This is a genomic window from Rugosimonospora africana (genome assembly GCF_016862975.1).
Lineage (GTDB): Bacteria > Actinomycetota > Actinomycetes > Mycobacteriales > Micromonosporaceae > Rugosimonospora > Rugosimonospora africana.
This window is the reverse complement of the sequence record NZ_BONZ01000043.1, coordinates 111,068-123,692: the sequence shown is the minus strand read 5'-3', so window position 1 is coordinate 123,692 and position 12,625 is coordinate 111,068. Positions and strand designations below refer to the sequence as shown.

The following is a 12,625-nucleotide window of genomic DNA, read 5'->3' as shown; positions in this document are numbered from 1 at the left end:
CGCTCAGGCGCACACCACCTTCATCGTCTCCAGGGTCGGGTCGGCCGCGTCCGGTATCCGCATCGCCGACGTGGCCACCCCGGCGCGCAGGTAATCCAGTACCGCCTCGCTGATCCGCTCACCCGGAACCACCGCCGGTATGCCCGGTGGGTACGGCGTGATGGTCTCCGCCGCCACCCGGCCGGTCGCCTGGCTCGCCGGTACCATCGCGGAATTGCCGAAGAACGCGTCCCTCGGCAGCATCACCACCTCGGGCTCCAGCTCGGCGGGGTCGGGCAGGTCCACCGGCACCGCGGCGGGCAGTGCCGAACGCGCGTTGACCAGCCGGCGCAACCCGGCCAGCAACTGGCGTACGGTCTGTTCGCTGTCCGCGTACGTCAGCCGTGCCACGATCCGCCGGTGGTCGACCGCCCCGACCTCGACCCCGGCCTGCTCGCGCAGCCAGCCGGCGGCATCCGCACCGCCCACCCCGGCGCCGGAGACGTCGACGACGACCTGGAGCGGATCGAAGTCGGCCGACCGGCCGGGCCCGACCAGATCGCGGCCGGCGACCGCCAACTCCGGCAGCTCGTCCAGCCCGGCCCGCGCCTGCCGGGACAGGCGCAGCGCGTGGCCCAGCAGTTCGCGCCCGCGCTCGACCATCTGCCGCCGCCAGCCGTCGAGCGCCGCGTGGATGGCGGGCGACGGGCTGCCGGTACCGAGCAGGTCCGCGCGCAGCTTCAGGACGGCCGGATCGATCCGGTCGCCCCGCAACTGGTAGACCGACCCCTGCTCCAGCCCGCCGCCCATCTTGTACCCGCTGGTGACCGCGAGGTCCGCGCCGGCGTGCATGGCGCAGCGCGGCAGGTCTGGGTGGAACGGCAGGTGCGCGCCCCACGCCTCGTCGACCACGAGTACCCGGTCCCGCTCGTGGCACAGCCGCGCGATCGCGGCCAGGTCGGCACAGGTGCCGTACCCGGTCGGGCTGACCAGCAGCACGCCCTTGGCCGCCGGCTCCCGGTCCAGCGCCCGCCCGATCGCGGCGACACCGGGCGGGTGCGGCAGCTGGGCGTCGGCGTCCCAGCCCGGCCCGATCCAGATCGGCTCGATGCCGGCGAGGATGATCCCGTAGATCACGGACTTGTGTGTGTTGCGGTCGACGATCAGCCGGTCGCCGGGTCCGGCGACGGCCAGCATGGCGCTCTTGACGGACAGCGAACTGCCGCACGTGGAGAACAGCGCGTGCCGGGCACCGACGGCCTCGGCCATCAGCGCCTCGGCGAGACCGAGCGCCCGCTGTCCGGGCGGCCGGTCGTCGAGGCCGCCCAGGGCGACCGCCTCGGCCAGGAACACGTCGAGGCCGAGCAGCTCGATCACCCGCTCGTCGATACCCCGACCCTGCCGGTGCCCGGGCGGCGTGAACGAGGCGTCGGCGCGCTCGCGGTGCTCGGCGAGCGCGTCGAGAATCGGCGCGACCGACTGGTCCAGCATCTGCCGCCGCACGCGGCTATGGTCCCCGCCGAACCGCGAATTACGCGGGACCGGAGTCAGATCTTGGTATCGGTCCCCGCGCGCTCGCCACGGATATTCGGGATGATCGGAGAGTGGCGGACAGCGTTGACGCGGTGGTGATCGGCTCGGGACCCAACGGCCTGGTCGCCGCGAACCTGCTCGCCGACGCCGGCTGGGACGTGCTGGTACTGGAGTCCGCCGCCACCGAAGGGGGCGGCGTGCGCACCGCCGAACTGACCGCGCCCGGCTTCCGCAACGACGTCTGTAGCGCCTTCTACCCGTTCGCGACGGGTCCGTCCCCGATCGCCCGGCTGGGCCTCGCGGAGCACGGGCTGCGCTGGGAGCACGCCCCGGCGGTGCTGGCCCACGTCTGCGCCGACCGACCCGCGGCGGTGCTGTCCCGGGACCCGACCCGTACCGCCGAGTCGGTCGACCGGTTCGCCGCCGGCGACGGCCAGCGGTGGCTCGACCTGTACCGGGACTGGCAGCGGGTGGCGGCCGACGTGCTGCGCGTGATGTTCACGCCGTTCCCGCCGGTACGGGCGGCCGGGGCGCTGGTGCGCCGGACCGGTACCGCACGGGCGCTGCGGCTGGCCCGCCGGTTCGTGCTGCCCGTCGGGCAGTTGGGCGCCGAGGAGTTCACCGGCGACGGGGCACGGCTGCTGCTGGCCGGCTGCGCGCTGCACACCGATGTCGGGCCGGCCGACGCGGCCGGCGGCGGGTACGGGTGGCTGCTGGCCATGCTGGGCCAGCAGTACGGCTTCCCGGTGCCGCGCGGCGGCGCGCAGGCGCTGACCGCGGCGCTGGTGCACCGGCTGCGCGGCCGGGGTGGCGAGGTGCACTGCGGCGCGCACGCGGAGCGGATCGTGGTGGGGCACGGCCGGGCGCTGGGCGTGGGTACCCGCGACGGCCACTGGTACCGGGCGCGGCGGGCGGTGCTCGCCGACGTCGCGGCCGGGGCGCTCTACCTCGACCTGGTGCCGCCGGACGCGCTGCCCGACCGGCTGCTCGCCGACGCGCACCGGATCCGGATGGACGCCGCCACGGTCAAGGTGGACTGGGCGCTGTCCGGGCCGGTGCCGTGGCGGGATCCGGCGGTGGCGTCGGCGGGCACCGTGCACCTCGGCGCGGACCTGGCGGGACTGCACCGGTACGCGGCGGACCTCGGGGCGGGTTCGGTACCGGAGGAGCCGTTCATGATCTGTGGCCAGCTGTCGACGTGCGACCCCAGCCGCTCCCCCGCCGGTACCGAATCGCTGTGGACCTACACCCACGTGCCGCACCGGGAGTCCTGGCCGGCCAGCGCCGTGAACGACGTGGTCGCGCGGATGGAGGCGCAGTTGGAGCGCTACGCACCCGGGTTCGGCGGCACGGTGCTGGCCCGACACGTGGCCGGGCCGGAGGACCTGGAGGCGGAGAACCCGAACCTCGTCGGGGGCGCGTTGGGCGGCGGTACGGCGGCGGTGTCCCAGCAGCTGTTCCTGCGCCCGGTACCGGGGCTGGGCCGGGCCGACACGCCGGTCGACCGGCTGTACCTGGCGAGCGCCTCGGCGCATCCCGGCCCGGGTGTGCACGGCGGCCCGGGTGCGAACGCGGCCCGGGCGGCGCTGGCCCGGGACCGGTTCGGCGCGGTGTACGCGGCGGCGATCCGGGCGGCGAACCGCCTGGCGTACGGCTGAGCCGCCGGCGGCGGGATGCGGCCCGGTGGCCGGGTCGGACTGAGGCGCGTCAGCCGGATTCCGCGTCGCCGAGCCGCCGGCCGGATTCCGCTCAGCGCTGGCGCGTGGCGGTGCCCCCGTTGACCGTCACGAAGACCTCCGGGCGGATCGTGACGATCACCCGCTGCGGGGCGTCGGTGATGTCGTACATGTTGTGGTACCGCTCCTGCAGCGACCGGTAGAACGACGCCTTCTCGTCGTCGTCCTCGATGCTCTCGACGACCCCGCGCACCTCGAGGAACCGGTACGGGTCGTCCGGGTCGGCGATAGACAGCGACAGCCGCGGCTCGGCGGTGAGGTTCTGGAACTTCTGCCGGCGCTTGGTGTGCGTCATGCGGATCCGCTGCCCATCCCAGGCGAACCACATCACGTTGCTCTGCGGGGCGCCGTCCGGGCGCACCGTGGCGAGGTGCGCGAACAGCGGTCGGTCGAGAAGGTCGAGATGACTCTGCGGTGGGGTCGGATCGGTGGTCATGACCCCAGTCTTACCCGCAAGGACCGCCGGATACCCAGTTTTCATCGGCTGGGTCACATTGTGCCCGGGTGTCCGCTCTGTCGGAATCCGGTCCCGTAGAGGTCCGGTTGCTGTGGATTCGCTGAGGCCAGGCGCCCTCCCTACAAGTTGTAGGGTTATGGTGCGGCGGGCGGTAGCACTCGGCAGAACCGTACCCAGAGGGATCAGAGGGGGCAGTCCGGTGAGTGGTCACCTGACCTTCGCGGAGGCGATCGTGGTGGGCGCGCTGCAGGGCGCCGCCGAACTGTTTCCGGTATCCAGTCTCGGGCACAGTGTGCTCCTCCCCGCCCTGGTCGGCGGGGGTTGGGCCGCCGATCTCAACGTCTCCGCCCCCGAGTCGCCGTACCTGGCGTTCATCGTGGGGCTGCACGTGGCCACGGCACTGGCTCTGGTGCTGTACTTCTGGCGGGACTGGGTACGGATCGTCACCGGGTTCGTCACCTCGATCCGGTACCGGCGGGTGCACACCGCCGACGAGCGCCTGGCCTGGATGATCATCCTCGCCACCATCCCGGTCGGGATAGCCGGACTCGCGCTGGAGCACACGTTCCGGACGGTGCTGGGCCGGCCGGTACCGGCGGCGATCTTCTTGATCGTCAACGGCGGCATCCTGTACGGCGCCGAGCGGCTGCGCCGCCGTGCCGCCGCGACCACCCTGCCGCCGGCACCCGCGCTGGAGACTGGTCTGAGTCGTCGCGCGGCGATCAGACGCGCCGAACCAGACTGGTCTGCGGACCGGTCCGGTACCGCCGCCGGCTTCGCCTCGTCGTCTTCCGCCCCGTCGTCTTCCGCCTCATCGTCGGCGCCCCCGGCGGACGACGCACCGACCGGCGCGACCGACCCGGTCGCCTCCGACGCCCGGGTGGCGGCCCGCTCGTTCATCCAGACCACGCTGATCGGGGCCGCGCAGATCCTCGCGCTGCTGCCCGGGATCAGTCGCTCGGGCGTGACGATGGCCGCCGGCCTGCGCTCCGGGCTCTCCCACGAGGACTCCGCGCGCTTCGCGTTCCTGCTCGCCACCCCGGTCATCCTGGCCGCCGGCGCGCTCAAGGTTCCAGACCTGTTCGGGCCGCTCGGCAAGGGGATCCACGGTCAGGTACTGGCCGGCAGCGTGGCCTCGTTCGTCTGCGCGTACCTGGCTGTGCGGTTCCTGACCCGGTACTTCGAGACCCGTACCCTGACCCCGTTCGCCATCTACTGCGCCGCCGCCGGAGCCGTCAGCCTGGCCTGGCTCGGGCTGCGCTGACCGCGAATCCCGCGTGAACGGAACGGTCACGGCGTCCTGGCCGCTGCTGGTCGCCGTGCTCGGCGTGCTGGTACTGGCGACCGGCCTGGTGGCCGGTCTGGGCCGGCTCGGATTGACACGGCAGGTGGTCACCGCGTCGGTGCGGGCCGCCGTACAGCTCACCGCCGTCTCGGTGATCATCGTGGCGGTACTGCGGTCGGCCGGCCTGACCGCCGCGTTCGTTGTGATCATGTACGTCATCGCGTCGCTCACCGCCGCCCGCCGGATGACCCGGGACCGCAGCGGCGGCTGGGCCGGCCTCGCGATCGCGGCCGGCGTGCTGCCGGTGCTGGGGCTGCTGCTCGGCACCGGGCTGGTGGCCACCCGACCGGTCGCCGTACTGCCGATCGCCGGCATCCTGATCGGCGGCGCGATGACCGCGAGCGGCCTGGGTGGCCGCCGGGCACTCGACGACCTGCGCCAGCGGCGCGGCGAATACGAGGCCCGCCTCGCTCTAGGCTTCCCCGGCCGGGTGGCGCGCCGGGACGTGGTACGCCCGGCAGCCGCCCAGGCTCTGCTGCCCGCTATCGACCAGACCCGTACGGTTGGGCTGGTCACCCTGCCGGGCGCGTTCGTCGGAGTACTGCTCGGCGGCGCCAGCCCGGTCCAGGCGGGGGTGACCCAGTTGCTGGTACTGATCGGCCTGCTCGCGATCGAGACGATCGCGGTCCTGGTCGTGATCGAACTGGTGGCTGCCGGCCTGATCCGGCCCGGCGCCGGCCGGGACGAGCCGGCGCGCCCGCGCCAGGAACCGACCGGCCGGTGGCGGCGCGCCCGGACAACCGCCTCAAGGTGGCGTGGCGGGGCGGCCGGCTCGTGGCGGCACGGCCGGACAGCCGGCCGGACGGGATCGCGGACCGTTCGGCGACGGCGGGGCGGCGGCGGCCTGCCGTAGGCTGGGGCCGAGGTTCGGGAAGGAGCAGGGGATGCCGAAAGTGGCCGGCGGCCGAGGGGCCGGCGCCGAATCGACACCGCCGAAATCGGCACCAGCGGGATTGACCGCGCACGGATCGGCGGAGGGCTCACCGGCCCCGCGCCGTGGCGCCGGTGAGCTGGAAGCCGAGGTGCTCGGAGCGCTGTGGGCCGACGGCGCGCCACTGACCCCGACACAACTGCACGGCATGCTGGGCGGTGACCTGGCATACAACACGGTGCACACGATCCTGACCCGGCTGCGGGAGAAGGGCCTGGTGGTCCGGACCACAGTGGGCGGCCACCCGGCATACGCGCCGGCCCAGGGCGCCGCCGAGTGGGCCGCCACGCAGATGCACGCGGTACTGGAGCGGGGCGGCGACCGCACCGCGATCCTGCACCAGTTCGTCAGCTCGCTGAGCCCGGCCGACGAGCGGGCGCTGCGCGCGGCGCTGAGCGAAGATTCGCCCGGATGAGAACCGGATGAGAGTAGCGGTCTACCTTCCCCTGCTCGCCTCGCTGATGTTCGCGGTCGGCTGGCCGGCGCTCGCCGCCCGCCGCCTGCCGCCGGCCATCGGGGCCTGGACGCTGACCGTCGGGTCGGCCCTGTGCGCCGCGGGCGCGGTCTGGTCCCTCGCGCTACTGTCGGCCACCCTGCTCGATGATGTCCTGCCGGACAGATACCCGGCGCTCGGCGTAACCGGTCTGAATCCGGTCAACGACCTCGTCGGTCTCGCGGCGCTCGGGCTGCTGATCGCCGGCTGCGTGCGGCTCGTCGTCGAGCTGCGCGCCCGGCGCGCGATCCACCGGGGTCTGCGGCAGCTGTGCGCGCCGCGGGAGTCCGGACTGGTGGTGCTCGCCGATCCGGTGCCCCAGGCATTCGCGGTACCGGGCCGGGGCGGCCACATCGTGGTCAGTAGCGGCATGCTCGCCGCGCTGAGCGTGTCCGAGCGGCGGGTGCTGATCGCCCACGAGCAGGCCCACCTGGCGGCCGGCCACCATTGGCACACCGGCGTCGTACGCGCGGCGGCCATCCTGAATCCCTTGCTGTTCCCGCTCGGCGCGACCAGCCGGTACCTGTGTGAGCGCTGGGCCGACGAGATCGCCGCCCGTACCGTCGGGGACCGCCGGCTGGCGGCCACCTCCCTGGCCCGCGCCGCGCTGGCCACCGCGGACGCGCCGGCCCCGCCGGCCGCGTTCGCCTATTCCGGCACCGGGATCGGTGATCGGGTCGCCGCGCTCCAGGCACCGCCGGCCCGCCCCCGGCACGCCGTCATCATGGCGCTGCTCGGCCTCGTCGCGCTGATGGTGCTCTCGGACATTCACGCGACCGAGGATTTCCTGCGCGACATGGTGCCGTTCCTGGGCCACCTGCCCTAGCCCCACCTGCCCCGGTCCTGCCCGATCTGGTCCTGGCCGACCCGGCTCTGCCCGACCAGGTTCGGCGAGCGTTACCGGTGAAGGTCAGTCCTCCCGCGTGCCGGTCCCCCGGTCGTCATAGGCCGCACGGGCCTCGAAGACGTCGTCCAGCCGACCCTCGACCCACCGGGTCAACGCCCACACCTGACCCGCGACGTCGTGCCCCATCGGGGTGAGCGAGTAGTCGACGCGCGGTGGGATGACGGGCTTGGCGTCGCGGTGGACGAAGCCGTCGCGCTCCAGGGTCTGCAGGGTCTGCGCGAGCATCTTCTCGCTCACGCCGCTGACATGCCGGCGCAGCTCGCTGAACCGGTAGGACCGCTCCAGCAGCGCGGCGAGCACCAGCACGCCCCACCGGCTGGTCACGTGTTCGAGCACCGCCCGGGAGGGGCACCCGGCACGGTTGACGTCCGGGCTCGACAGCGGCCCGACTGCTCTAGGCGGCTGAGTTCTTGGCGGCTGCGCTCCGCGCGGCTGCCTGTCTCCCAGCGGCTTTCGTTCCCTTACATCCACACCAGTACCTTACTTACAAGTGGGTACTTACTACAAGTCATGTACGAGTCCTAGGGTTAGACCCGCAGTACTCGCGCAAACGACACAAAACTGGGAAGAAGCGATTACATGAGCATCGTCATCACCGGAGCGACCGGCCAGCTCGGCCGGATGATCATCGCGGACCTGCTCGACGCCAAGGTGCCGGCGGACCAGATCAGGGCCGTCGCGCGCAGCGCGGAGAGGGCCGCGGATCTGGTGGCGAAGGGCATTCAGCTACACGTCGCGGACTATGACCGGCCCGAGACGTTGGCGGGCGCGTTCGGGCCGAAGGACCGGGTGCTGCTCATCTCCGGTACCGAGGTGGGCCGGCGCATGCCGCAGCACGCCGCGGTCATCGACGCGGCCCGGGAGGTGGGCGTCGCACAGTTGGCGTACACCGGCGTGTTCGGCGGTCCGAAGGCGAACTTCCGCCTCGCGGACGAGCACCGCGAAACGGAGCAGCGGATCCGCGAGACCGGGCTGACGTACACGTTCCTGCGCAACAACTGGTACACGGACGCCTCGATGTTCACCGGCGGCCTCACCGGCATCATCGAGCGCGGTGCCATCGTCAACAGCGTGAGCCCGGATGCCCGGCTGGCCACCGCGCCGCGGGTCGACTACGCCGCCGCGGCCTCGGTGGTGCTCAACCACGACGGCCACCTGAACAAGGCGTACGAGCTGAGCGGCGACACCGAGTGGACGTTCGGGGAGTTCGCCGAGGAGCTTTCGCGGCAGACCGGCAAGCGGATCGTGCACCAGTCGGTCTCGCCGAGCGAGCACAAGGCCATCCTCACCGGCGCCGGTGCTCCCGAGGATCTCGCCGACATTCTGGTGGACGTGGACGCCGCCATCAGCCGGGGGGCGCTGTCCGGTGGGCCCGGCGACCTGTCGCGGCTGATCGGCCGCCGGACCATCCCGTTGGCGGAGAGCATCGCGGAGGCGCTGGGCGCGCTCGGCCGGTAATCCCGCTCCGCTGGCAATCCCGCCCGCTCGCGGATGGCCCCGCTCGCTCCGGGTGGTCGCACCCGACCCGGTCGGCGACTGGTCTGGGTCGTCGCGCGGCGCCAGACGTGCCGAGCCAGACCGGTCGGGCAGGTCACCGCGAGCGGGGCAGGCCGAGGCCCCGGGCGATCAGGCCGCACTGGACGTCGTTCGTCCCGCCGCCGACCACGTACATGATCGACAATCGCAGCCCGTACTCGAAGGCCCCGGACAGGGCCGCGGCCGGCCCGAGGATCTCCAATGCCGCCTCGCCGAAGTCCTCGGCGAGTTCGCCCCCGAGTACGGCGGCCATCGGTGCTTCCAGGCGGGTACCGCCGCCGGCTTCGATCGCCTCCACCGCCGCGCCGACCAGCGCCCGCGTCGCCTGTACCCGCACCGCCAGCCCGGACAAGCGCTCACGGGCGGCGCTGCCCGGCGACCCGAGGACCGCGACCGGATCCACCCGGGCGGCGGCGATCAGGTCATCGAGCTGGCGGTGCAGGGACGCGGCGATGCCGCCCATCACGACGCGTTCACCGGCGAGGGCATCGGTGATCACCGGCCAGCCACCGTTCACCGCGCCGACCCGGGCGGTGTCTGGCACCCGTACGTCCTGGTAGGTGACCGTGCAGGAAATCTCGCCGGACAGGGCCCGGTGCTTCACGAGGCTGATGCCGGGCGTGTCCATCGGTACCAGGAACACGGTGATGCCGGCGTGCGGCGGGTTGGCCTCCGGATCGGTACGGGTGGCCAGCCAGACGTAGTTGGCCAGGTGCGCGCCGGTGGTCCAGACCTTCTGCCCGTCGATGATCCAGCCGTCGCCGGCCGGATCGCGGCGGGCGAGGGTACGCAGCGAGGCCAGATCCGAGCCCGCCTCCGGCTCGCTGTACCCGAGGCAGAACCGCAACTGCCCGCGCCGGATCAGCGGCAGGAACGCTGCCTTCTGCTCCGCGGTGCCGTGCCGCTCGATGGCGTTGCCGAGCATGGTGGTGGCGGCCAGCGCGGCGTTGGCGGGCAGCCGCCGGTACCCGATCTCCTCCTGCAGCACGACCTGATCGGCCACGCCGAGTTCGAGGTAGCCGCCCTCGGCCAGCGCGCGTACCAGTTCCGGATCGTCGTCCAGCGCGTCGCCGGTACGCGGCCCGCCCGGGTACCGGTCGAGAAGTTGGGCGAGCCGGGTCCGGAGTTCGTTCCCGGCGCGCGGTGTGGGCAGCCCGGCACCCGACTCCACCAGGATGTCGGCGACGTCTCCGGCCGTGCGAGGGAACTCGGCGATCCGGGTCACGTCGGCGTGTACCCGCCGGAACAACCAGGGCGCCTCATGTTCCTCGAAGTAGCCGGTCGCGGCGAGGGTGTGATGCGCGCCCAGCTGTACCCGGGGCGCGGCGACCCGGGTGTGCCGGGTGGCGATCTCGGCGGCCAGCGGCCAGTCGGCGGCCCCGGCCTCGAAGCGGCGCACCGCATCGGCGATGAGCAGGTTGCCGGCGGACAGCTCGATCTGGCACTGCGCGACACGTGCCGCGACCGCACCGAAGCTGCCGACCGGCCGCCCGAACTGGCGGCGGACCTTCGCGTGTTCGATGGCCAGCTCGTGGGTCCGCTCGGCGGCGGCCAGCGCCCGGACGGCGAGTCCCAGCCGGAGCAGAACGGCGGCCTCGTCGACCGCGGCCGGATCGACGTCCACAGTGGACACATCCGGACCGGGAGCCAGTTCGGACCAGTCCGGGACGGCCAGGCCGGGCATCGGTGTGGCGGCCAGGATCGGACGCAGCCGTGCGGTACCGCCCTCGACCGGCAGCGTGAGCACGTGGGTGGCCGTGGTGCCCGCCTCGGCGTACCGGACGCGGTCGTAGTCCTGCTGAAGGCGGTCGCTGCCCTTCTGCTGAAGCGCGACGAGGATCCGGCCGGCGACGGGTGCGGCCGGTGCGGCCCGCCGTGCCAGCAGCGCACCGGCGACGTAGCCGTCCATGACGGGTAGCGGGCAGCCAACCCGGCCGCACTCCCGTACGGCGGCGAGCGCGGCGCCCAACGCGCGCTCCGATGCCAGCTCGAACCAGCCGTGTGCCACGGCGGCGTCCCACACTTCGCCGATCGGCCCTGCCGCGGCAGTGCGGGCATCGGGCCACAGCTTGGCGAGCACACCCCGCACCGAATCGGCGAACGCGGCGACATCGGAGTCGGTCATCGTGGCCATCGCCAAACGATATCGCCGGGACAATGCCATCCGGCGCGGGTGGGCGGCGATGTGCCGGTACGCCTCCGGTTGCCGCCGGCCGATCCCCGGCGCCTGCACCGATCGGCGGGGGTTTGGCTGCTCGGCACGCCGGCACCGTGCCACCATGGAACACCATGGAGCGTGACTCATGATTCAGGCAGTCGTCTTCGACCTCGACGGCATTCTCATCGACTCGGAGCCGGTGTGGGAGGAGGTCCGCCGCGCCTACGTCTTGCGGCACGGCGGCCAGTGGCAACCGGACAGCCAGTCACGGCTGATGGGCATGAGCACCTCGGAGTGGGCCACGTACCTGAGCCAGGAACTCGGTGTCGGCAAGGATCCGGCCGAGGTCGCCGATGAGGTCATCGCCGAGATGCGCGAGCGGTACGAGGTCGACCTGCCGCTGATGCCCGGCGCGGTGGAGACGGTGTACCGGATCGGCGACGGGTACCGCCGCGGGCTGGCCAGTTCGTCGCCCCGCTCACTGATCGACCGGGTACTGGAGACGGCACAGCTGACGCAGGCGTTCGAGGTCACCATGTCGACCGAGGAGGTCGAGCGGGGCAAGCCCGACCCGGACGTGTACCTGACGATCGCCGACCGGCTGCGGCTGGCACCCAAGGACTGCATCGCGGTCGAGGACTCCAGCAACGGGCTGCGGTCGGCCGCCGCGGCCGGCATGGCGGTCGTCGCCATCCCGCATCCGACCTACCCGCCGCAGTCCGACGCGCTGGCCCTCGCCGACCTGACGCTGAACGACCTGAGCGAACTCACGATGGAGCGGATCTCGTCGGTGCCCGACCGGGATTAGCGGCGATCGCTGTCAGAGCGAGCGGCTAGCGTGTGGCCATGGCGTCGGGTACCGGCCGTGCGGCACTGGCGGATGAGGTGCGTACCGCGCTGGACGCGTGCTGCTCCGGCTCCCGTACCGAGCTGATCGGCTCGCTAGGGGCGGGCACCGCCGACGCGTACAGCGACATCGACCTCGCCTGGGTAGTACCGGACGTGTCGTTCCCGGCATGCCTGTCCAGCGCGGTGGCGGCGCTGCGGCGGGTACGGCCGATCGAGAGCGTGCGCAGCGATCCGGACTTCCACCGGTCCGACCGCCGCCGCCTGCTGTTCGTCCGCTTCGCCGGGGTACCGCTGTTCTGGCGGCTGGACCTGGATGTCCGCGCCGCCTCGGTGGCCGGCGACGCGCACTACGACAGCGACAATCCGGGGGCGCGCGCCCGGGAGGGCGAATGGTCGCGGCCGGCCAGTGCCCTGGCCAACGCTCTCGGGGCGGTCAAGGCGATCGCCCGCGAACGGTACGACGACGCCCGCGGTCTGCTCGATCGGGGTTTCGACCGGATCGGTGAGCGCGACCGGGCAACCGGTGCCTGGGCCAGCGACGTGGCCCGGCTGGCACGCGCCGCCGCGCGGCACGACCCCGCCCTGGCGGACCTGGCCGCCCGGGTCACCGCGTTGCTCGACGGGAGCGCGCCGACCCGCTAGCGAGGCTGGGCGGCCGGCGGGGCCGGGCGAGGTTGACTTCTGGCAGGGCCGGCGGAGTC

12 protein-coding genes are annotated in these 12,625 nt (G+C 73.0%); 8 read left to right on the top strand and 4 right to left on the bottom strand.

The features are described 5' to 3' along the window. Positions 1 to 3: 3 nt before the first annotated feature. Entirely contained in the window at positions 4 to 1,482 is a 1,479-nt protein-coding gene (locus Raf01_RS23080; RefSeq protein WP_239133835.1) for an aminotransferase class I/II-fold pyridoxal phosphate-dependent enzyme, read from the bottom strand. Between the two features lie 101 nt (positions 1,483 to 1,583). On the opposite strand from Raf01_RS23080, the gene Raf01_RS23075 reads away from it, so the two are divergent. Next, positions 1,584 to 3,170, top strand: coding sequence for a phytoene desaturase family protein (locus tag Raf01_RS23075; protein WP_203920043.1), 1,587 nt, complete (start codon positions 1,584 to 1,586; stop codon positions 3,168 to 3,170). A 91-nt stretch (positions 3,171 to 3,261) separates the two neighbouring features. Here Raf01_RS23075 and Raf01_RS23070 read toward each other — a convergent pair whose 3' ends face one another. After that, positions 3,262 to 3,684, bottom strand: coding sequence for a PPOX class F420-dependent oxidoreductase (locus Raf01_RS23070; RefSeq protein ID WP_203920042.1), 423 nt, complete (start codon positions 3,682 to 3,684; stop codon positions 3,262 to 3,264). 220 nt (positions 3,685 to 3,904) lie between these two features. On the opposite strand from Raf01_RS23070, the gene Raf01_RS23065 reads away from it, so the two are divergent. The 4 genes from Raf01_RS23065 to Raf01_RS23050 are packed head-to-tail and all read left to right on the top strand — an operon-like array spanning position 3,905 to position 7,300. Next, complete coding sequence (locus tag Raf01_RS23065; RefSeq protein ID WP_203920041.1) at positions 3,905 to 4,969, top strand: undecaprenyl-diphosphate phosphatase; 1,065 nt, start codon at positions 3,905 to 3,907, stop codon at positions 4,967 to 4,969. 13 nt (positions 4,970 to 4,982) lie between these two features. Next, on the top strand, positions 4,983 to 5,903 hold the full coding sequence (locus Raf01_RS23060) for an ABC transporter permease (RefSeq protein WP_239133834.1): 921 nt from the start codon (positions 4,983 to 4,985) through the stop codon (positions 5,901 to 5,903). 31 nt (positions 5,904 to 5,934) lie between these two features. Then, positions 5,935 to 6,396 carry a BlaI/MecI/CopY family transcriptional regulator gene (locus Raf01_RS23055; RefSeq protein WP_203920040.1) on the top strand — a complete coding sequence of 154 codons (462 nt, stop codon included), beginning with the start codon at positions 5,935 to 5,937 and terminating at the stop codon, positions 6,394 to 6,396. Between the two features lie 7 nt (positions 6,397 to 6,403). Continuing rightward, the gene (locus Raf01_RS23050) at positions 6,404 to 7,300 is read left to right on the top strand and encodes a M56 family metallopeptidase (RefSeq protein ID WP_203920039.1); all 897 of its coding nucleotides are present in this window, start codon (positions 6,404 to 6,406) and stop codon (positions 7,298 to 7,300) included. An 84-nt stretch (positions 7,301 to 7,384) separates the two neighbouring features. Here the strand turns inward: Raf01_RS23050 and Raf01_RS23045 are convergent, their stop codons facing one another. Further along, entirely contained in the window at positions 7,385 to 7,705 is a 321-nt protein-coding gene (locus Raf01_RS23045; protein ID WP_308442662.1) for a winged helix-turn-helix transcriptional regulator, read from the bottom strand. A 255-nt stretch (positions 7,706 to 7,960) separates the two neighbouring features. Here Raf01_RS23045 and Raf01_RS23040 point away from each other — a divergent pair, with 255 nt between their 5' ends. Further along, complete coding sequence (locus tag Raf01_RS23040) at positions 7,961 to 8,839, top strand: SDR family oxidoreductase (RefSeq protein ID WP_203920038.1); 879 nt, start codon at positions 7,961 to 7,963, stop codon at positions 8,837 to 8,839. 133 nt (positions 8,840 to 8,972) lie between these two features. Here the strand turns inward: Raf01_RS23040 and Raf01_RS23035 are convergent, their stop codons facing one another. Continuing rightward, positions 8,973 to 11,051 (bottom strand): acyl-CoA dehydrogenase family protein, encoded by a 2,079-nt coding sequence (locus Raf01_RS23035; RefSeq protein ID WP_203920037.1) that lies wholly within the window; start codon positions 11,049 to 11,051, stop codon positions 8,973 to 8,975. A 169-nt stretch (positions 11,052 to 11,220) separates the two neighbouring features. Here Raf01_RS23035 and Raf01_RS23030 point away from each other — a divergent pair, with 169 nt between their 5' ends. Continuing rightward, a complete protein-coding gene (locus Raf01_RS23030) occupies positions 11,221 to 11,883 on the top strand; it encodes an HAD family hydrolase (RefSeq protein ID WP_203920036.1) in 663 nt (220 codons plus the stop codon). A 38-nt stretch (positions 11,884 to 11,921) separates the two neighbouring features. Further along, entirely contained in the window at positions 11,922 to 12,566 is a 645-nt protein-coding gene (locus Raf01_RS23025) for a hypothetical protein (RefSeq protein ID WP_203920035.1), read from the top strand. Positions 12,567 to 12,625 lie beyond the last annotated feature (59 nt).

Bases quoted from the DNA above. Each gene is read 5' to 3' on its own strand.
- Raf01_RS23025 (WP_203920035.1), top strand. From the start codon at position 11,922: ATGGCGTCGGGTACCGGCCGTGCGGCACTGGCGGATGAGGTGCGTACC.
- Raf01_RS23070 (WP_203920042.1), bottom strand. From the start codon at position 3,684: ATGACCACCGATCCGACCCCACCGCAGAGTCATCTCGACCTTCTCGAC.
- Raf01_RS23030 (WP_203920036.1), top strand. From the start codon at position 11,221: ATGATTCAGGCAGTCGTCTTCGACCTCGACGGCATTCTCATCGACTCG.
- Raf01_RS23035 (WP_203920037.1), bottom strand. From the start codon at position 11,051: ATGGCCACGATGACCGACTCCGATGTCGCCGCGTTCGCCGATTCGGTG.
- Raf01_RS23040 (WP_203920038.1), top strand. From the start codon at position 7,961: ATGAGCATCGTCATCACCGGAGCGACCGGCCAGCTCGGCCGGATGATC.
- Raf01_RS23055 (WP_203920040.1), top strand. From the start codon at position 5,935: ATGCCGAAAGTGGCCGGCGGCCGAGGGGCCGGCGCCGAATCGACACCG.
- Raf01_RS23050 (WP_203920039.1), top strand. From the start codon at position 6,404: ATGAGAGTAGCGGTCTACCTTCCCCTGCTCGCCTCGCTGATGTTCGCG.